The 16,765-nt window shown below is 40.0% G+C and carries 24 protein-coding genes; 12 read left to right on the forward strand and 12 right to left on the reverse strand.

Translation table 11 applies throughout. The annotated features are described in order from the left end of the window. Positions 1–4: 4 nt before the first annotated feature. A complete protein-coding gene (locus tag PFZ69_RS17705) occupies positions 5–286 on the forward strand; it encodes a sporulation YhaL family protein (RefSeq protein WP_270182431.1) in 282 nt (93 codons plus the stop codon). Between the two features lie 42 nt (positions 287–328). Here the strand turns inward: PFZ69_RS17705 and PFZ69_RS17710 are convergent, their stop codons facing one another. Next, positions 329–1,225, reverse strand: coding sequence for a peptidylprolyl isomerase (locus PFZ69_RS17710; protein WP_270182432.1), 897 nt, complete (start codon positions 1,223–1,225; stop codon positions 329–331). 185 nt (positions 1,226–1,410) lie between these two features. Further along, a complete protein-coding gene (locus PFZ69_RS17715) occupies positions 1,411–1,590 on the reverse strand; it encodes a hypothetical protein (protein WP_224884855.1) in 180 nt (59 codons plus the stop codon). Positions 1,591–1,714: 124 nt separating this feature from the next. Here PFZ69_RS17715 and PFZ69_RS17720 point away from each other — a divergent pair, with 124 nt between their 5' ends. Continuing rightward, complete coding sequence (locus PFZ69_RS17720; RefSeq protein ID WP_270182433.1) at positions 1,715–2,311, forward strand: YpmS family protein; 597 nt, start codon at positions 1,715–1,717, stop codon at positions 2,309–2,311. Between the two features lie 122 nt (positions 2,312–2,433). Here PFZ69_RS17720 and PFZ69_RS17725 read toward each other — a convergent pair whose 3' ends face one another. Then, positions 2,434–2,979, reverse strand: coding sequence for a DUF3267 domain-containing protein (locus tag PFZ69_RS17725; RefSeq protein WP_270182434.1), 546 nt, complete (start codon positions 2,977–2,979; stop codon positions 2,434–2,436). Positions 2,980–3,208: 229 nt separating this feature from the next. Between PFZ69_RS17725 and PFZ69_RS17730 the strand changes: the two genes are divergently transcribed. Then, positions 3,209–3,556, forward strand: coding sequence for a DUF1878 family protein (locus PFZ69_RS17730; RefSeq protein WP_270182435.1), 348 nt, complete (start codon positions 3,209–3,211; stop codon positions 3,554–3,556). On the opposite strand, the gene PFZ69_RS17735 is transcribed toward PFZ69_RS17730, so the two are convergent. Together PFZ69_RS17735 and PFZ69_RS17740 are read right to left on the reverse strand one after the other, a co-directional pair. Beyond that, positions 3,550–4,113, reverse strand: a complete 564-nt coding sequence (locus PFZ69_RS17735) for an HTH-type transcriptional regulator Hpr (RefSeq protein ID WP_270182436.1) — start codon at positions 4,111–4,113, stop codon at positions 3,550–3,552. The two genes, PFZ69_RS17730 and PFZ69_RS17735, sit on opposite strands and share 7 nt — an antisense overlap. A 77-nt stretch (positions 4,114–4,190) precedes the next feature. After that, complete coding sequence (locus PFZ69_RS17740) at positions 4,191–4,559, reverse strand: YtxH domain-containing protein (RefSeq protein ID WP_270182437.1); 369 nt, start codon at positions 4,557–4,559, stop codon at positions 4,191–4,193. 162 nt (positions 4,560–4,721) lie between these two features. Between PFZ69_RS17740 and PFZ69_RS17745 the strand changes: the two genes are divergently transcribed. Next, positions 4,722–4,919 carry a hypothetical protein gene (locus PFZ69_RS17745; RefSeq protein WP_270182438.1) on the forward strand — a complete coding sequence of 66 codons (198 nt, stop codon included), beginning with the start codon at positions 4,722–4,724 and terminating at the stop codon, positions 4,917–4,919. A gap of 113 nt (positions 4,920–5,032) precedes the next feature. Then, entirely contained in the window at positions 5,033–5,434 is a 402-nt protein-coding gene (locus PFZ69_RS17750; RefSeq protein ID WP_270182439.1) for a YkvA family protein, read from the forward strand. A gap of 39 nt (positions 5,435–5,473) precedes the next feature. Here PFZ69_RS17750 and PFZ69_RS17755 read toward each other — a convergent pair whose 3' ends face one another. The 4 genes from PFZ69_RS17755 to serC all read right to left on the reverse strand — a co-directional run bounded on the left by PFZ69_RS17755 (position 5,474) and on the right by serC (position 9,243). Further along, on the reverse strand, positions 5,474–5,710 hold the full coding sequence (locus PFZ69_RS17755; protein ID WP_270182440.1) for a hypothetical protein: 237 nt from the start codon (positions 5,708–5,710) through the stop codon (positions 5,474–5,476). After that, entirely contained in the window at positions 5,707–7,347 is a 1,641-nt protein-coding gene (locus PFZ69_RS17760; RefSeq protein ID WP_270182441.1) for an ABC1 kinase family protein, read from the reverse strand. Before PFZ69_RS17760 ends, PFZ69_RS17755 begins: the two co-directional genes overlap by 4 nt. A gap of 165 nt (positions 7,348–7,512) precedes the next feature. Continuing rightward, positions 7,513–8,028, reverse strand: a complete 516-nt coding sequence (locus PFZ69_RS17765) for a tryptophan transporter (RefSeq protein ID WP_270182442.1) — start codon at positions 8,026–8,028, stop codon at positions 7,513–7,515. Positions 8,029–8,154: 126 nt separating this feature from the next. After that, positions 8,155–9,243: a 3-phosphoserine/phosphohydroxythreonine transaminase gene (gene serC / locus PFZ69_RS17770; protein WP_270182443.1), complete on the reverse strand. Its 1,089-nt coding sequence runs from the start codon at positions 9,241–9,243 to the stop codon at positions 8,155–8,157. A 183-nt stretch (positions 9,244–9,426) separates the two neighbouring features. Between serC and PFZ69_RS17775 the strand changes: the two genes are divergently transcribed. After that, positions 9,427–10,314: a hypothetical protein gene (locus tag PFZ69_RS17775; protein WP_270182444.1), complete on the forward strand. Its 888-nt coding sequence runs from the start codon at positions 9,427–9,429 to the stop codon at positions 10,312–10,314. A 29-nt stretch (positions 10,315–10,343) separates the two neighbouring features. On the opposite strand, the gene PFZ69_RS17780 is transcribed toward PFZ69_RS17775, so the two are convergent. After that, positions 10,344–10,775 carry an HIT family protein gene (locus tag PFZ69_RS17780; RefSeq protein WP_270182445.1) on the reverse strand — a complete coding sequence of 144 codons (432 nt, stop codon included), beginning with the start codon at positions 10,773–10,775 and terminating at the stop codon, positions 10,344–10,346. Between the two features lie 253 nt (positions 10,776–11,028). Here PFZ69_RS17780 and PFZ69_RS17785 point away from each other — a divergent pair, with 253 nt between their 5' ends. From PFZ69_RS17785 to PFZ69_RS17800, 4 genes are all read left to right on the forward strand, one after another. After that, a complete protein-coding gene (locus PFZ69_RS17785) occupies positions 11,029–11,499 on the forward strand; it encodes a PCYCGC motif-containing (lipo)protein (protein WP_270182446.1) in 471 nt (156 codons plus the stop codon). 64 nt (positions 11,500–11,563) lie between these two features. Next, on the forward strand, positions 11,564–12,304 hold the full coding sequence (locus PFZ69_RS17790) for an ABC transporter ATP-binding protein (protein ID WP_270182447.1): 741 nt from the start codon (positions 11,564–11,566) through the stop codon (positions 12,302–12,304). Continuing rightward, positions 12,301–13,512: an ABC transporter permease gene (locus PFZ69_RS17795; RefSeq protein ID WP_270182448.1), complete on the forward strand. Its 1,212-nt coding sequence runs from the start codon at positions 12,301–12,303 to the stop codon at positions 13,510–13,512. Before PFZ69_RS17790 ends, PFZ69_RS17795 begins: the two co-directional genes overlap by 4 nt. A gap of 19 nt (positions 13,513–13,531) precedes the next feature. Further along, entirely contained in the window at positions 13,532–14,263 is a 732-nt protein-coding gene (locus tag PFZ69_RS17800) for an EcsC family protein (RefSeq protein WP_270182449.1), read from the forward strand. 40 nt (positions 14,264–14,303) lie between these two features. Here PFZ69_RS17800 and PFZ69_RS17805 read toward each other — a convergent pair whose 3' ends face one another. Continuing rightward, positions 14,304–14,738 carry a ferritin-like domain-containing protein gene (locus PFZ69_RS17805; RefSeq protein ID WP_270182450.1) on the reverse strand — a complete coding sequence of 145 codons (435 nt, stop codon included), beginning with the start codon at positions 14,736–14,738 and terminating at the stop codon, positions 14,304–14,306. Positions 14,739–14,901: 163 nt separating this feature from the next. Between PFZ69_RS17805 and PFZ69_RS17810 the strand changes: the two genes are divergently transcribed. Both PFZ69_RS17810 and PFZ69_RS17815 read left to right on the forward strand, forming a co-directional pair. After that, positions 14,902–15,417 carry a type 1 glutamine amidotransferase domain-containing protein gene (locus tag PFZ69_RS17810; protein WP_270182451.1) on the forward strand — a complete coding sequence of 172 codons (516 nt, stop codon included), beginning with the start codon at positions 14,902–14,904 and terminating at the stop codon, positions 15,415–15,417. Between the two features lie 13 nt (positions 15,418–15,430). Further along, positions 15,431–15,787, forward strand: a complete 357-nt coding sequence (locus PFZ69_RS17815; protein WP_270182452.1) for a DUF3243 domain-containing protein — start codon at positions 15,431–15,433, stop codon at positions 15,785–15,787. 55 nt (positions 15,788–15,842) lie between these two features. Here the strand turns inward: PFZ69_RS17815 and PFZ69_RS17820 are convergent, their stop codons facing one another. Continuing rightward, positions 15,843–16,727 carry a diacylglycerol/lipid kinase family protein gene (locus PFZ69_RS17820; RefSeq protein ID WP_270182453.1) on the reverse strand — a complete coding sequence of 295 codons (885 nt, stop codon included), beginning with the start codon at positions 16,725–16,727 and terminating at the stop codon, positions 15,843–15,845. Between the last annotated feature and the right edge of the window lie 38 nt (positions 16,728–16,765).

Raw genomic sequence — 16,765 nt, forward strand, 5'->3', positions numbered from 1 at the left:
AAAGGTGAGAAAAGGAATTCTTGTCATACTTGGTGTCTTATTTATTATTAGTATTCTACAGCTTACAGAGATCTTTTCTGCGGTTACAGCGTTTGCTTCAGGTTTACCTTGGTGGGTTTATTTCGTTTTAGCAGGGATCATCTACAGCGGGTATAAATCAATGACATTAACTGTCGAAGATCGAAAAGTCGACCAGATCCACATTGAAGAGGAAGGAAAGGTATATGTGAAGCGGATGGAAGATGAGAGGGAGAGAAGAAAAAAAGCTCGTGTGAGCGGACAATGAACAAATAAAGCCGAGAGGGAGCGTTCCCTCTCGGCTTTTATGCTATTCAGCACTTTCTTCATTTGCTTCTGGCTCTTGCTCTTTTTCTTTAAAAAGATCTTTAAACTGATCGTCTTTAACTTTGATATCAGATTCTTTAATCAGTTCGTCGATTACAGTTGGAACGTCTTTTGCGTTCTGCTGTAGATATTGCTCTTTAACTTCATCTTTAGACTCTTCAAAAGGTTTGACTGTTTTGCTTTTTAGCTTGATGATGTGATAGCCAAACTGTGATTGAACGATGTCACTGACTTCTCCTTCTTTAAGAGCGAATGCAGCTTCTTCGAATTCTGCAACCATGTCACCCTTCTTAAAGATTCCAAGATCACCGCCATTTTGGGCAGATCCATCTTTAGAATACTCTTTCGCAAGTTCTGCGAAGTCTCCACCGTCATTTAACTTTTCTTTCACTTCTTTTGCTGTTTCTTCATCGTCAACTAGAATATGACTTGCTTCTAGCTCTGTGAATAGATTTTGATTTTCTTCATAGAACGTTTTAAGCTTCTCATCAGATACATCTACGCCTTCAGTAGCTGCTTTTTGAGCAAGAAGTTGTTTACGTACATCAACTTTAAACTGATCTAAATCCTTATAGCCATTAGCTTGTAGTGCTTGCTCTAACTGCTCATCGGATTCGAAATTTTCCTTAATCTTATCAAGCTCAGCTTGAACTTCTTTATCTGAAACATCATATTTATCTTCAAGGATTTTTGTTTGAACAAGGTCGCTAAGTACAGTTTCACCAGCCTGATCTTTCATAGCCTGATAAAATTCTTCTTTCGTTATGTTACCGGCATTTGTTTCTACTACTACTTCTGAATCATCACCTGAATCATTGCTGCATGCTGATATAGCAAGCATTGTGATGAAAGCAGTGAGTATAATGAACGTTTTTTTCATCAAGCATACACTCCTAAGCGTTAGTTAAATTTAACATTTTTGTGTCACAATTAATACTATAGCACAAATTGTACGATGAAGTTAAATTGCGTGAGAAATATGAGAGAATTTACATATTACAATGAAAGCGAAATCATTCAGTATAATAAAAAAGATAGGGCATAAGCCCCATCAAATTTGCTTTATTATGTGAAGAGAATTTCAACATAGGATGAAATAAGCAGAATAGTGATCAAAACATTGATCGTTCGAAAGACGTTAGGCTGCTTTTCCTCTGGAATATTCTTCTTCGTGCACAATGCATTTGTCATTGAGTTAAATGCAAGCAAGATCATTGTAGCGAACAGGATGAAAATCAACCCTATAATTGTCATTTGAAAACCTCCCAGAGTCCAATTCGATAATGCGAAGAAATGTATAACAGTATTTCCTTAAGCTGTCTATTCGTAGTATGATGAAAAAGATTCGTCCCACAAGGAGATGGTTAGAATGTTAAAGAACAAATGGCGGACCGCTTTTATTGCACTTGCTTCTGTAGTCTTGATCGTAATAGTGGTTTTAATTGGGTCCTATCACTATTATTTCCCTGAAAGCGAGTTTGCTAGAATCCCAGATCAGACTTCAGAAGAAGAGTCCTTTGAAACGACTTTTTCTATTCAGATGAAGAAAGACCAACTAAATGAAATCATCAATAACGAGCTAGAAAAGTATAGTGAAAAGCAAGAAAATCTTGGGTACAGTGTGAACCTAAATGAGCTTGCAACTTTTCAAGGCTATCTTACGATTTTTGATCGGAAAGTCGATTTCTTTCTTAAATTTGAACCTCAAGTCCAACCAAATGGCGATCTCTTATTAAAAGAAAAGGCTTTTCAAATTGGAATTCTTGAGCTGCCGAGTGACAAAGTACTTTCGTTTATAAAAAAACAGGCATCGTTACCGCCTGAAATTACGATTGATGCCGACGAAGGAACAATCTATATGGCTGTTAGCGATCTAGAGTTAAAGAATGGTATGAAATTAAGAGCTCAATCATTTGATCTACCGAATGATCAAATTATTTTTGATGCTTACTATCCAATTAACTAGATCTGTGCTCTATTGTTATTATGAAGGAAGTCTTATAAGAATTCAATACTGCCGGCTTTTTGCTAGATGTAAAAGAACAGAGCGCTTAACGAGAGCGCTCTGTTTAATTTCTAATATGAGAATCAAGATGCTCTCTTGATCAAAATGTGAAACCCTTCGCTTCGATCTTCTACAAAAGCATGTCTTGGAGCTTTTATTACTTGTGAAGCATAGAGAAAATCGCTAAAGCTAAAACCGAGATTGATAGCAGCGAGTATTGAGAAAAACGATACATATTGAGGCATCGCGATCGAACATGCAGTCGCACCAGCTGTGATAATAACGGCTGGGCTTAAAGAAGCGATCAAATAAAGATTACGAGAAATCGGATTACATGTTTCGCAATGCATCTTCGGAACGATTGCTAACCCCTTTTCTAATCGCATCGTCGCCTTCATCCCAGCAAATGTTAAAGGAAGCCAGTGTAGAAGCTTATGAATAGGGAAAAGAATTGCCAACGACCCTAGAAAAGGAAGAATCGGCACAATCGCGTGTTCTGTATTAGGATAGAACATACTGAACGTAAGGTAAAAAGCAATGAAGTAGAGTAGTGTTAATAGAGTAGAGAAAATCGTAAGTCGGTGTACTCCGAATTCGCGATTTAAATAGATTGATTTCCAGCAATTCATAAGGATCACCTGCTTCCGTCTAAGATGTTAATTATGTTGAATACTCGTATACTGTACAGCGATTTTCTGAAGAAATCAATACGTTTTTTAGAATTGAAATATGTCAAAAAATTTTAGACAAAATACTCGTTTTTTCGCATTGGTTTGAATTGGAAAAGACGTTTTCATTCCTACCCCAGTCCGTTAAAATATAAGTACAATTGATCGCAGAGTGAGGAGTTATTTTTGAATGGAATCTATTGAAGCACGACTAGACAAAATAGAGTATCATAATCGTTTACTTGCTAGGATGTACGAAGAGGAAGGAAAGTATCCTTTCTATACTCTTGTAATCGAGCATGGCCTTACGGAAGAAGAAGTGAAGGGCGTTTTTTCGCTTTGTGAAGAAATCCAACAAAAAATGCATGAGCAGATGGAAGAGGGGCTTCTTAGCCGAACTTCGTTGCTCACACATTTTGTCGGAATGTTAGATATGAAATTAAAACCGATCCCTACGATAAAAGCGATACAGACTCAAGAAGAGAAGTATGAAAACTTAATGACTGAACTTCTCTCAGCGTCTCCAAACTATCAATAAATCTTTTCTTCATTTACGAATTTCTCTTCTTCGGAGAATTCTTCTTCTAACTTCGTAAATGATTTCTGGAATATTTCCAAGAAGTCATCACCATAAAGGCCTTTTATTACGCTCATCATTTCATTGAATTCCGGAAACTTACCATACAGGTCTCTTAGTGGCATCGATGCTTTTAGAACACTATCTCTGTTTGGGGAGTAATGTTTCCAAGTTTGTTTCAGGAGTCTCTCTCCTTCATCTGTTAGCTGTACATATGTATTCCGTTTGTCATTCTCTTTTTTGGAGAAGGTAAGAAGGGAACGTGATTCAAGCTTTTTCGAGAAGTTAAAAGCTGTTGAGACATGCATGACACCGAACTTGGCGATATCGGAAATCGAAGAGCCATCAAGGTGATATGCGATCGATAAGATATGGTGCTCATTAATATTTAAATCAAAGGGTTTTAACCATTCCTGCCAATCTCGTTCAACCGATTTCCAAAGCGCCTTGCTTAATTGACCGATTCGGTGGCTGAAAATCATAGCTTCTTGGATAGATATACCCTGACTATCTTTCATATTTGCCTCCTTAACAATTCCCAACCTTATTGGGAAATCTATATTAGAATACTGTTCTCACGTTGTAAAAAAACCGGCTATTTTGGAGCCGGTTTGTTAACTTCACTTTTAACTGTTTCGATAGACTGCTGCATTTCTTCAATGTCTTCCTTCAGACGAGTAAGGTTCGGTTCAATATCTTCTTGGAATGAAGAGATCGAACGTTTTAAGTCTGAAGTAACTTCGATTATGATTTGTTTCCCTTCAGAAGAAAGCTGCTTGACTTGGGTTGTTAGTTCATTTAAATCTTCCTTCAATCTTGTAAAGCTTTCCTTTATCTCATCACTTTTATTCTTAGCGTCAGTAATCATTTCCTTCCCTGACTTCGGGGTCGTCAATAGAACTGAAGCGGCGGAAATCACTCCACCTAATAAAAATCCTGTCGCTAGCGCTTTTGTTTTTCCCATGATGCTTTCATCCTTTCCTGACAATCCTCTGCTTCTATGACTGTAGTTCTCCAAACACTCTTGAATTCCTTCTTTTTTTATCACTCTCATCACGGTCATCAAATGATTCAAGTGTACATATATCTTTTAGTAAGACACGAAGGGTAGATAGGAGGCATAAGTATGGCTGGGTTTATCTTTGCTCTTATTACAGTAGGATGTCTACTATTATTGGCAACTGTGAATCGCTTGTTGATGGTTCGAAAATATTCGTTTTATACGGAACAAATAATACAAAAGAAACGAAACGCATTTCTGTTTGGGACGTTCGCAATCTTTTTTCTCCTACTAGGTGTTTCGATGGCATTTTTAGTTTTATAGTAGGCCCTTCTTTATTTTTCCCATATAACGTGATTGACAAACCCAATGGGATAGGTTAGAAATACGCTCATTTGAGGTATCCTATAGATAGAAGGACGCAAAGGAGCGTGTGTATGATGAATAGAATGGTGAAAAGTGTATTTAAGAGGATGACAAAAAAAGCTGTTAGTGTTGTGAAGGACAAAGATCGTTTAAATGAAGTTTCCCTCGAATCTCTGAAGAAAGGTGCTCTTTATAAAGGAAGAAAGGGCATGAGCGATATGTGGGTCGATGTTAAAACTTTCTCAAGGTTGGTACAAGAAGTGAGGAAAGGGGAGTATAAAGATATTTCTCGAAAATCCGTGGTCATGATCGTAGGCGGGCTATTGTATTTCATAAGTCCAATCGACGCTGTCCCGGATTTGCTTGCAGGGGTAGGCCTTTTAGATGATGTTGCAGTCATCGGGTTTGTAGCTAGTCAACTGAGACAAGAACTAGAGAAGTTTCGTGAATGGGAAACGGGAGTGAAAATTTAATGAATAGATGGAGAGGGAGACGGATCGTCCCCTCTTTTCTTATGGTCTCGAATAGCGATTCCAAAAACGCAATATCCAGGAGAATGGGAAGGGGAGGCGGTATCCGGCTTTTTCTAATTGTCTTAAAAGATTGATGAACGCGCCACCTATGCGTCTATTCTGTTTTAATTTTTCTTCATCCCCTCTAACAGTAATGCGATATCCGTTAGAGAGGCCTTCTATTTTTACTTCTGAATCCCCAACTTTTTCAGTCGTTTCTTTCATAACGTCGCTCATTTAGGACCCTCCTTTTTTAACCAGACACGTTTCTCTAATGTACTCGTTATGATGATAAGAAATAAACTCATCCCACCGGTGATTGAGCTTGCAAGCTGTAGATTATCAAGTTCAAGTGAAAAACTTACAAATAGGGCGATTAAAGAAATGAGCAACGCGATAAAGCTATAATGCTTGTTCCAAAGCATACTTTTAGATTGAAATTCTCTTCGTTTAACTGATTCTTCCCATGTCCGGTGCTGATTTAACTCTTCAGAAAGTCGATCGAGAGGATTCTCTATCGAGGTTAGTTTTCCGTATAGCTTTCGAATCATTCTCGAAGGGTCGTATCGTTCATCAGAAGCTTCTTCTCGGTTGATCCACTCTTGAACGATAGGCTTTCCTTCTTCGATAAGATCGATCTTAGGGTCGAGTGTATAAAGGATGCCAATGATCGTTGAGATGGCGCGACCAAGGAAAGCAAATTCACTAGGAAGTTGGATGGGCTGCTTGTTCACAAGAGTCTGGACTTCTCGTAAGACTTGTTCTGCAGTATCCTCATCGATCATCGTTAAATCTTGTTCGATAAATAAGGTCACGAGGGTTTTGATCGCTTTCTCAATTTGTTTCTTGTCAGAGTCAGGAAGGAGAAAGCGTAGCTCATCAAGCGCTTCGGTTACGTCGTCATACTGACTCAGAACAACGCCGGTAATCAATTTTCGAATGCTAAGGGCATCGCGTGATTCAATAAATCCAACCATACCAAAATCGATAAATACGATAGTGCCGTCCTGCTGAATAAGGATATTACCGGAGTGAGGATCAGCATGAAACTGACCTTCTTGTAATAACTGCTCGAGAAATCCCTTTAGAAGTTTTCTAGCTAACTCCTTTCGATCGATGCCTTGCTCTTCTATATAAGAGATGTTCGTGACCCGAGCGCCTTCCATCCATTCCATCACGAGGACTTTTTTTGTTGACCATTCTGAGATGTAGTGAGGGATGCGATAATCTAGACTTTCTTTATATCGCTCCTGAAAATTAAGACCATTTTTTAATTCCTTGTTAAAGTCGAGCTCATCTTCGATCACGTTTCGAATCTCATCATACAGCTTAGGAAGATCGAGCTGTTTACTGTATGACGTAAAGGTATCGATCATCCAGAAGACGATTTGAAGTGCTTTGAAGTCCGCTCTAATAATCTTACGTATATTGGGTCTTCTAATTTTGATAGCGACTTCTTCACCGCTTATTAAGTTTGCACGATACACTTGTCCGATAGAAGCTGAAGCGACTGGCCGTTCAGATATGTCCTTAATGACATCTTGGTAAGTAGAAGACCATTCTTCTTCTAAAATACGCTTTGCTTTGTTCCATGAAAAAGAAGGTACGCGATCCACAAGGTCTTCAATTTCCTCAAGAAAAACCTTAGGTAAAATATCAGCCCTCGTAGAAAGGAACTGACCGAGCTTTACGAGCAACCCCTCGAGTCGAATTGCTTTTTTCTTATATTCTTTTGCCTGCTTTTTTAAGAGCTTTTGCCAGCGTTCCTGATTCCAGGAATGTTTGCTTCTTCTACGAAACGTCTCGAGTTGAATGAAGAATTTAACGGACATAAAGACGATGACAACGATGCGATATAGAGAGTTAAACTTCAATTTTTTCACCTGATTCTTTAAACGTATAATGGTTAACATAGCCTATTTACCCAAATTAGAAACAATTTAATAGTAAATTGGTGCACATAGAAGGGAGGAGTGTGTTACAAAGGCAAAAAAAATAGGCTGTCGAGAAAGCTCTCGACAGCCTGCCGTTCGATCTATTTAAAAGGCAAATGTTGTACGTTTTAAAATGGATTGTACGACTGGGTATATGAATACCATAGCGATCGTATTCACGACAGCCGTTGGGATGACAACTGTTAGGAATAGTCCTGTAAAAGCTGCGCCCCCAGGAAGTCCAGCGAAGACAAGCGCTGCACCTAAGAAGATCGCTCCACTAATCATCGTTCCGATTGCAGTTAATGCACCAGCTGTAACGAGTGAGTTGAATCGTCGGACAAGCAAGTAGAGTCCGAAGAATACAAAAGCTGTGATCGGTTTATCAATTACGTTGGCTAGTTGTCCACCAGGGAATGTCGTTGTTGCTGCTGAAATTACGCCAGTGGCCAAACCGAGCACTAGAACGCTTCTACGGTCTGGGAATAACAGGATTCCAAGGAACATCATTGTGAGCAGCATATCGTTCTTCATTCCAGAAATAAGTCCTGGAATTACTGCGTGTAGAATCGTCCCAATTCCAAGTAGTAAAGCCATCAATACCAAATTTTTTGTTTTCATAAAGAAACTCTCCTCTTCTCATCTCATTTCCGTCTCTTAGACGGTGGCTCTCTCCAGAAGTGCACTCGTTGCCTCCTGCGAAAGAACTAGTTTAATAGTAACAAACGATTTGTCTCTTGAAAAGTATTAAATATTATGCTTTTGATGGAACGTGTTCATGAAGTCGCATAGTGCTTTGACAGATTCGAGTGGAACTGCATTGTAGATGGAAGCGCGACACCCTCCGATCGAACGGTGCCCCTTCAGTCCTACAAAACCTTCGTCTTCTGCTTCTTTAAGGAATAATTCTTCTAGTTCTTTCTCACGTAATGTAAAGGTGACGTTCATGCTAGAGCGGCTTTGTTTATCTGCGATGCCATTATAAAATCCGTTGCTCTCATCGATCGTTTTATAGAGAAGACTTGCTTTTTCTTTATTCCATTTTTCGATCGCTTCAATGCCTCCATATTTCTTTGTCCATTTTAAAACGAGTGATAGCATGTAAATGGAAAATGACGGAGGTGTGTTGTAGAGTGAACTCTTTTCAACATGAGTCCTGTAATCTAGCATTGTAGGCAAGTTCTTAGGTGCGTTTTTTAGTAGATCCTTCTTCAAAATAACTACCGTAACACCAGCAGGTCCAAGGTTCTTTTGTGCGCCAGCATAGATCAATCCAAATTGTTCGATCGGAATAGCACGGCTCAAGATGTCACTAGACATATCTGCAATAAATGTCTTGTCTGGTTCGTTAGGGAATTCTTTCCACTGAGTACCATGTATCGTATTGTTGGATGTTAGGTGTACGTATGCATCATTATCCCTGTAGGTTAATTCGTCAGGAGTGGGGATACGGCTGAAATTTGTTTGTTCTCCATTTGCTCCTATGAACGTATCACCTACTTTTTGTGCTTCTTTCAAGGCTTTTTGTGACCAGCTTCCTGTAAGAAAATAATTTCCCTGTTGTCCTTCTTGTAAAAAGTTCATAGGGACCATTGAGAACTGCAAGCTAGCTCCACCTTGTAGGAAGAGAACTTCATAATCGTCTGGAATATTGAGAAGCTCACGCAATAGGTTAACTGCTCCTTCATGTATCGCTTTGTATTCCTTGCTACGATGACTGAATTCCATGACTGACATACCAAATTGTTGATAGCTGATCAGTTCAGATTGCGCTTGGTCTAGTACTTCAAGAGGTAATGCAGAAGGACCGGCATTAAAATTAAAACGTCTATTCAACAGAAGACACTCCTTTAATGTAGTAATGCGATAACCTATTTTGTTTGTAATTATCCTATCATTATCGAAACCTTATCGCTATATTTTTTCTGAATCTTATAAAAGATTTCGCTTTAACTTTTTGATAACTTGCATTGTTTTGCTATCCTAATAGGAACGAATGAAAAAGGAGTGAACCATAACATGTACCGAGAAAATAAACCAATTCATATCGGACCATACGACCATCCAGATATTTATCCAGGACCCAGGCCATCTTCTTCGTTCGTTTATCATAACGGAAAAGCTCATAGAATTGATGAACAGCAAAATGTCCCAATCGAAGAACAAGTTGTTCAATACTCTATGGGGGAAGAAGTAACGGGAACACTATCTTTTTCCTCACCAACAAAGTTGACAGTTAATGAATTGCTGAAGAGTGAAGGGCTTACTTCCATTGAAGATCGGATTCCTTTACTGGCATATGGTTCTAACGTTTGTTTGGCGCAATTAAAATATAAATTCAGCCTTAATCCAGATTTAAACGACTTTATCTTGTTTTTCCGTGCAAACATCGTAGATACCGATGTCGTTGCAGGATCGTTTCTAGCACCATATGGAGCACTTCCGGCAGTAATCGCCCCGGTTACAGGTGCTAAAACAGAGGTTTGGGTTACCTTTGTTGAGCGTGAACAACTCGAGCTATTGAACCGTACAGAAGGCAGCTATGTTCTTAGGGAGCACCAAGGCGAAAAGCTTATGCTAACGACAGGTGAGCGATTTGAACGGGTATATGCTTACTATTATCCTCATGCATTGTTAAGAGAGGGTTCAATGGTACGGTTTATGGATATCCCGGGGCAATCGCCTTTGCCATCCATGTGGCAGGCTGACTTGTTGAATGAACTGAAAGGACTGATGGGATATGAGGGGCATAGGGAGGAGTTCATACATGAACTTCGTTGGAACTCGATCCTTCAGTCAAAAGTATCTACACTCCTGGCTGGCATGGAGGAGAAGTTCGACCATTCAGATTGGGTAGAGCCAACAGGGTTTCACACGTTGAAGGAAATGAAAAGGTCATGTAAATAAAAAAGGAGGCGTTTGCCTCCTTTTTTGTATTACTTAAATTGTGAGCGAATTCCTTCTGCAAGCTTCTGTAGCTTCTCGGCATCGTATTCACTTTCGTGTGTTTTCCAGACAGCGCCGAATCCATCGCCTTTCCCATAGCGTGGAATAAGGTGAAGGTGATAGTGAAACACAGATTGTCCAGCAATCGCTTCATTGTTATTTAATATATTCATACCTTCAGGTGCAAAATTTGCTTTTAATGCATTTGCAATTTCAGGAACAGCTTCAAAGAGCTTTGATGCTGTATCAGAATCTAACTCATAAATGTTTTGCTTATGTTTCTTTGGAATGACTAGTGTGTGCCCCTCCGTTACCTGGGTGAGGTCTAGAAAAGCTAAAACATCTTCTGATTCATAAACTTTAGCTGATGGAATATCGCCATTAATGATTTTACAAAAAATACAGTCAGGAGAATGACTCATTACGATCTTCCTTTCATCATTTTTGTTTATCGTACCATATTTTTCATGTTTATTGAAAAATCAAATAAGGCTCTGCCGGGGGTGCAGAGCCATGAGCGTAACTAGTTTCAGGGAAGACGTCACACTCCGTACTAGGTTGCTCGGAAATAGAACAAACTATTCAACTGTTTTGCGAATATTCTTATGAAAATCTGGATTCCTTCGTTTAATCAAGATATGATGTGTACAGATTTATAAAATGGAGGAGAGACAAATGAAGTTTCGTTTTCTAGCAATAGTAGGGATTCTTATCGTTTCCGTTATGACGGGGTGCAATAATAATGAAAGTCATATCCAAGAACATTTAAGTAATGGAGATATACGGGAAACAACAGCATCTAACGAACTCCCTACATTCCTTGAAGATAAACACGATACAGTACAGGCAATCTATTCAAAAGTAGAGTCGGAGGAAGATTTATTACAACACATACCATGTTATTGCGGTTGTGGAGACACGGCAGGTCACATGAATAATTACGACTGCTTTGTACATGACAAAACAGCTGAACGTACTACTTGGGATGACCATGGTACGAAGTGCGGCGTTTGTCTTGACATCGCTGTGAAAGCCATTGAAATGAAAGAAAATGGAAAGTCGGTTAAAGACATTCGAGCGTTCATCGATGAGACGTATAAGGTTGGTTATGGCAAACCAACTCCGACGCCGCTACCAGAAGCGTAGTCGTTTCACCGAGGTAATCAAAGTTTGTTAAAATGGAGTCAAATACAGAAATGAGAGGGTCATTATGTCGAATTCGATCTTAGAAGTGAACAATTTAACTGGTGGATACCAGGCAAATAAACCTGTTTTGCATGATCTTTCTTTAAATGTGAATGCGAATGAGATCGTAGGATTGATCGGTTTGAACGGAGCAGGAAAAAGTACCACTATTAAGCATGTTCTTGGTCTGCTTGATCCTATGAAAGGAAACATCCGTGTTGCAGGTAATACTTTCAGTGAAAACAAAGATAAGTACCGAAAACAATTTTCCTACATACCTGAAACACCTTTATTGTACGATGAATTGACGCTTTGGGAGCATTTACAATTGACTGCTCTTGCGTACGACTTGGAAGAGGGTTGGGAACAAAGGGCAGATGGTCTTTTGAAAGAGTTTCGAATGACGAATATGAAAAGCTGGTTTCCGGGTCACTTTTCAAAAGGGATGAGGCAGAAGGTTATGATCATGTGTGCTTTCCTTGTTCAACCTTCTCTCTATATTGTCGATGAACCGTTTGTCGGACTCGATCCGATCGGCATCCAGTCTTTCTTGGATATGATGGTCCAAGTGAAAGAGAAGGGTGCTGGCGTATTGATGTCTACTCATATTCTTTCTACAGCTGAACGATACTGTGATCGCTTCATCATCCTACATGATGGTGTCATTGTTATGTCAGGAACAATGGCGGAGCTTCAGAAACAAATCGGGCGTAAGGACGCTACATTGGATGACATCTATATCGAAGCGACCAGGAGCGAGAAATGATGCAGTTCGAGACCCTGTGGAAGGAAAGAGCGGGTGCCTTTTGGAAGATTGCGCTTCGTTACTTCCGGTTAATCGGTAATAGCAGCTTTCTATTTACGCTCGTCCTGACCCTTATCTTTGGCGCATATTATTATAGTGAATTACTCAAGGTACTGCCCGAAGCGTTTCCAGGCATTGCTGTTATCACGATCATCGCTTCTTTTGTAATCGTAAGGTCCCCTCTAAGGTTCTTTCTATCAGAAGCTGATCTTGTATTCTTATTACCTGCAGAAAGAAATCTAAAAGACTATTTTAACCGATCACTACTCTATAGCTTTATGCTTCAGGCGTTCATCACGATTGTTGCGATGGTAATCCTTGCCCCGTTGTATCAGCATGAAATGGCAGCGGGGACCGCATATTACGTTTTCGTGATCGCGATCATGTTATTACTGAAAGCACTAAACATCTTCATGAAATGGATGGAATTACATTTACCTGCACATCGATCTGTTGCTGGATTCGTAGGGTTACGCACAGTGGCTACGTTACTGTTTACGTACTTCGTTCTCGTTCAAGCATCTTTGATCGTTGTTGCTCTGACTGCTATAGCGCTCGTTAGTCTCTTATGGTTTGTGTTTTATCCCCTTAATCGAAAGTATTCGGTTAAATGGGAGAAGCTTCTTGCTTTAGATGAGAAGCAAAGTATGAAATTTTATCGAACAGCAAATCTATTTACAGACGTTCCGAAACTAAAACAGTCTGTTAAAGGAAGAAGAATGATCAGTTCGATCGCTGAAAAACTCCTTCCGAATGATACGGTTTACGAAAAGCTTTATCAAAAAGCGTTTGTACGAAGCAATGAATACCTTGGAATCTATCTGCGCCTAGCGATCATCGGTCTGTTGGTCGTGGTCTTCGTTCCAGGGACGATAGGTAAGGTAATTGGGGCAGGGCTATTTATCTATTTGACGGCTACACAGCTGCGCACATTATATCCTCACTATTCAGCACACGTGATGATAAAGCTTTATCCCCTTCCGGAGGACCAAAAAGATCGTGCATTCAACAAAATGTTAAGACGCTTACTAGGAATTCAAGCTGCCTTGTTTGCGTTGGTCACACTTATTTTAGAACGAGACGTAATCACGTTTCTTGTAATATGTTTGGTTGGAATTCTAACCGTCCTATTCGCTACTACGAAGAAACAAAAAGCACCACCAATCTGATCCGTAAAGGAAGATTGCAATGAACAGCTATGAAGAAGAATTGAGAGATGAACTCTTTATTTGGGAAAAAAAGATGACGCGTAAAGCTCCATTATACTCTAGAGCTACTAAAAAACTTCAAAACAAAGTGAACGATGCGATACCTGAGCGTGTCCACACTGTTGTGACGAATAGTATTCGAACGATGGTGGAAGGCGTGCTTGCTGGCAATACGTACGCAGTGAAAGAGCCATTACAGAATCTCTCACTAAAAGAGAGGGACAGATTGGCGAAGGAAGCAACGGCCACTTTCAAACGAGTTGCCGCTGTTGAAGGAGCAGGAACTGGAGCAGGAGGCATACTGTTAGGGCTAGCAGATTTTCCATTACTATTGTCCATCAAGATGAAGTTTTTGTTTGACCTTGCTAGTATTTATGGGTACGATGCAAGGCGATTTGAGGAGAGAGTTTTCATCCTTACCATCTTTCAACTTGCTTTTTCTTCAGATAAAACCCGTAAAGAAATTTTCAAACGACTAAAGAATTGGGAAGAGACGAGCCACCTTTATAAAGAGAAAGATTTCTTTAATGAGGAACACAACTGGAAGTCGTTTCAGCTTGAATACAGGGATTATATTGATCTACCGAAGCTACTTCAAATGATTCCAGGTTTTGGTGCGATCGTTGGAGCGTTCGTTAATTACCACTTTATCGATTGGCTAGGTGAAACTGCTATGAATGCCTATCGCTACAGAATGCTCGCTTCCTCATAAATTGCAAAAGAGCCGGCCAAAATGGCCGGCTCTTTTCACATTATTCAAAGCGAGCGTCGCTTAGGATGCGATCCATCTCTTCCATGTGATGCGTTTCGTCAGAGATCATATCGTCCAGCTTTACAACAAGCTCCGTGTACCCTAGCTCTTCAGCTTGGACTTTTCGCTTTTCATAGCGGTCGATCGTATCTTTTTCAGCTCTTCTTGCTTCTAAGAGCATTTCCTTAACATCACTTAGTTGTTTAACTTCCGCTGGTTTCGTTGTTGGTGTACCACCGAGCACCTTGATTTTTTCTGCAAGATACAGTGCGTGGCCCTGCTCATCAGCTATTTCACCTTCAAAGAAAGGTTTCAACGTTTGACGGTACAAGCCGGATACAACTGCCGCATTGTACGTATACATGATACTCGCAGCATATTCGTTCGCTAGGTCTTCATTTAACCCTTCGATTAGCTCCTGTTTCTTGTCTTCCATTCAAAACACCCTTTCTATACAAAATTCGTTCCACCTTATTTTTACCCATTCATGAATTTAATAAAACATGGAAAGAATAATTGGTGCTACATACTCTCATGTTTGCATCGGTGTTGAAGGGGTAATAGTCCAACTAGATGGTTAAACAGAAGGAGGACTTACCTTGAGTAAAATAGCGGTACTTATGACAAACATGTTTGAAGATGTGGAGTATACAAAACCGGCTGAGCAATTCAGCAATGCTGGTCATGAATTGACTGTTATCAGTCATAAAGCAGGTGAATCGTTAACTGGGAAGCAACAAGACGCTACGGTCACATCAGACAAAGGAATCGACGATGTAAATGCAGAGGATTTTGATGTGTTATTCATTCCAGGAGGATTCTCTCCAGATGAATTACGAGCCGACGATCGCTTTGTAAACTTTACGAAGAAAATGATGTATTTGAATAAGAAGACACTTGTGATTTGCCATGGTCCACAACTGCTAATTACTGCAGAAGCGCTACATGGTCGCAACATTACAGGGTTCAAGTCGATCCAAACAGATCTAAAGTATGCTGGAGCGAATGTTTTCGATGAAGAAGTTGTCGTATGTGGTGGAACATTAGTCAGCAGTAGAAACCCAGATGATATCCCTGCATTTATTGAAAAGTCACTGTCTGTAATGGACAGCTAAGGAGTGTATAGGTATGAGTGAGAAAAATCACCTTGTAAACAAAAACAGTGAATTAGATCTAAAAAAAGTGGACGACACGATGGATCGTATTAGTGAGGATCGAATCGATGATATTTTAAGTAATTTTGAACATTTCAAAGGGTACCTTGCTGATAAAGTAGAAGTGGGTGAAAAGCTTGGACTGAGTGAAGAAAGATTAGCTCAAGCTGCAGAGAAAGTGGCTGATTACTTAGCTCACAAAGAAGAGCCTAAGAACAGAGAAGAAAAGCTTCTTCAAGAACTATGGCTCGTAGGTGAAAAAGAGCACCGTCATGCTTTAGCTCATCTTCTTGTAAGAATGGTATTAAACGAAGATAACAAAAGCCGCTGAGTTTTCAGCGGCTTTTGTTTATGCGAAGATTCGACAGGTGCCTGTCACCTAAAACCTATACTTCTCCTGCGAGGACGGTCAAGTGTTCCGGAAGTAGTTCTAATGTGGAAGGGGTCGTGTAGTTTCGCTCTCCGTCACAATCAATTTTCTGTTCTGGATCTGCGGAAATACGCAATTCTCTCGTTTGGTAATGGATGATATCTTCATGCAAAGCAGGTTCCTTTGTGAACTTAGATTGAAAGAATGACCAAAATGTAGGAAGGGACGATTCTTTAATGATCAACACGTCGAATTTACCATCCGTAAGATTGTTCTCAGGGAAGAAAGCCTGTATGCCTCCTGTAAATGGTCCGTTTCCTACAAGCATCATCACTGCTTCGCCCTCAAATTGGTGCTCTTCTGCCTCCACTTTAAGATGGAATGGAGAAGGGTTGTTGATCGTCTGAGCAGAGCTGATATAATACGACAGCCTTCCGAACAGTTCTTTTGTATTCGGATCGATATTTTCAGAAGCCTGTGTGATCATCCCGATGCCCCAAAAGTTTAGGAAGTACTCTTTATCTGAACGTCCGACGTCGATGGTTTTCGTGATGTTCTGGATGATTTGTTCAACGGCCAGAATCGGATTCTGATTGATTCCTATCGCTCTTGAGAAATCATTACACGTTCCACCGGGGATGATTCCAAAGGTTGGGCGGTTCTGCTTGCTGCAGAGTGCATTTGCTAATTCATAGATCGTTCCATCTCCACCGGCTCCGATAATGATATCCACTTCTTCATTAATCTCGTCGACAATCTCAGCTCCATGTCCTGGATATTCGGTTTCATAAAACGTAAATTGCTGATAGTGTTCATCGAGCCTCGTTTTAATCGTATCGATTTGCTTTATCATTTTTTGATTACCAGCATTAGGATTTAGAATCAGGGCTGCATGCGCCAAAGTGGAAGCTCTCCTTTCATATGGTTTTTGGATTAGTA

The sequence above is a fragment of the Alkalihalobacillus sp. CinArs1 genome (assembly GCF_947387515.1).
Taxonomy (GTDB): Bacteria; Bacillota; Bacilli; order Bacillales; family Guptibacillaceae; genus Guptibacillus.

Excerpts from the sequence above, each read along its gene's own strand:
- PFZ69_RS17710 (WP_270182432.1), bottom strand. The coding sequence starts at position 1,225 with ATGAAAAAAACGTTCATTATACTCACTGCTTTCATCACAATGCTTGCT.
- PFZ69_RS17720 (WP_270182433.1), top strand. The coding sequence starts at position 1,715 with ATGTTAAAGAACAAATGGCGGACCGCTTTTATTGCACTTGCTTCTGTA.
- PFZ69_RS17725 (WP_270182434.1), bottom strand. The coding sequence starts at position 2,979 with ATGAATTGCTGGAAATCAATCTATTTAAATCGCGAATTCGGAGTACAC.
- PFZ69_RS17730 (WP_270182435.1), top strand. The coding sequence starts at position 3,209 with ATGGAATCTATTGAAGCACGACTAGACAAAATAGAGTATCATAATCGT.
- PFZ69_RS17735 (WP_270182436.1), bottom strand. The coding sequence starts at position 4,113 with ATGAAAGATAGTCAGGGTATATCTATCCAAGAAGCTATGATTTTCAGC.
- PFZ69_RS17740 (WP_270182437.1), bottom strand. The coding sequence starts at position 4,559 with ATGGGAAAAACAAAAGCGCTAGCGACAGGATTTTTATTAGGTGGAGTG.
- PFZ69_RS17745 (WP_270182438.1), top strand. The coding sequence starts at position 4,722 with ATGGCTGGGTTTATCTTTGCTCTTATTACAGTAGGATGTCTACTATTA.
- PFZ69_RS17750 (WP_270182439.1), top strand. The coding sequence starts at position 5,033 with ATGATGAATAGAATGGTGAAAAGTGTATTTAAGAGGATGACAAAAAAA.
- PFZ69_RS17755 (WP_270182440.1), bottom strand. The coding sequence starts at position 5,710 with ATGAGCGACGTTATGAAAGAAACGACTGAAAAAGTTGGGGATTCAGAA.
- PFZ69_RS17765 (WP_270182442.1), bottom strand. The coding sequence starts at position 8,028 with ATGAAAACAAAAAATTTGGTATTGATGGCTTTACTACTTGGAATTGGG.
- PFZ69_RS17775 (WP_270182444.1), top strand. The coding sequence starts at position 9,427 with ATGTACCGAGAAAATAAACCAATTCATATCGGACCATACGACCATCCA.
- PFZ69_RS17780 (WP_270182445.1), bottom strand. The coding sequence starts at position 10,775 with ATGAGTCATTCTCCTGACTGTATTTTTTGTAAAATCATTAATGGCGAT.
- PFZ69_RS17785 (WP_270182446.1), top strand. The coding sequence starts at position 11,029 with ATGAAGTTTCGTTTTCTAGCAATAGTAGGGATTCTTATCGTTTCCGTT.
- PFZ69_RS17790 (WP_270182447.1), top strand. The coding sequence starts at position 11,564 with ATGTCGAATTCGATCTTAGAAGTGAACAATTTAACTGGTGGATACCAG.
- PFZ69_RS17795 (WP_270182448.1), top strand. The coding sequence starts at position 12,301 with ATGATGCAGTTCGAGACCCTGTGGAAGGAAAGAGCGGGTGCCTTTTGG.
- PFZ69_RS17800 (WP_270182449.1), top strand. The coding sequence starts at position 13,532 with ATGAACAGCTATGAAGAAGAATTGAGAGATGAACTCTTTATTTGGGAA.
- PFZ69_RS17805 (WP_270182450.1), bottom strand. The coding sequence starts at position 14,738 with ATGGAAGACAAGAAACAGGAGCTAATCGAAGGGTTAAATGAAGACCTA.
- PFZ69_RS17815 (WP_270182452.1), top strand. The coding sequence starts at position 15,431 with ATGAGTGAGAAAAATCACCTTGTAAACAAAAACAGTGAATTAGATCTA.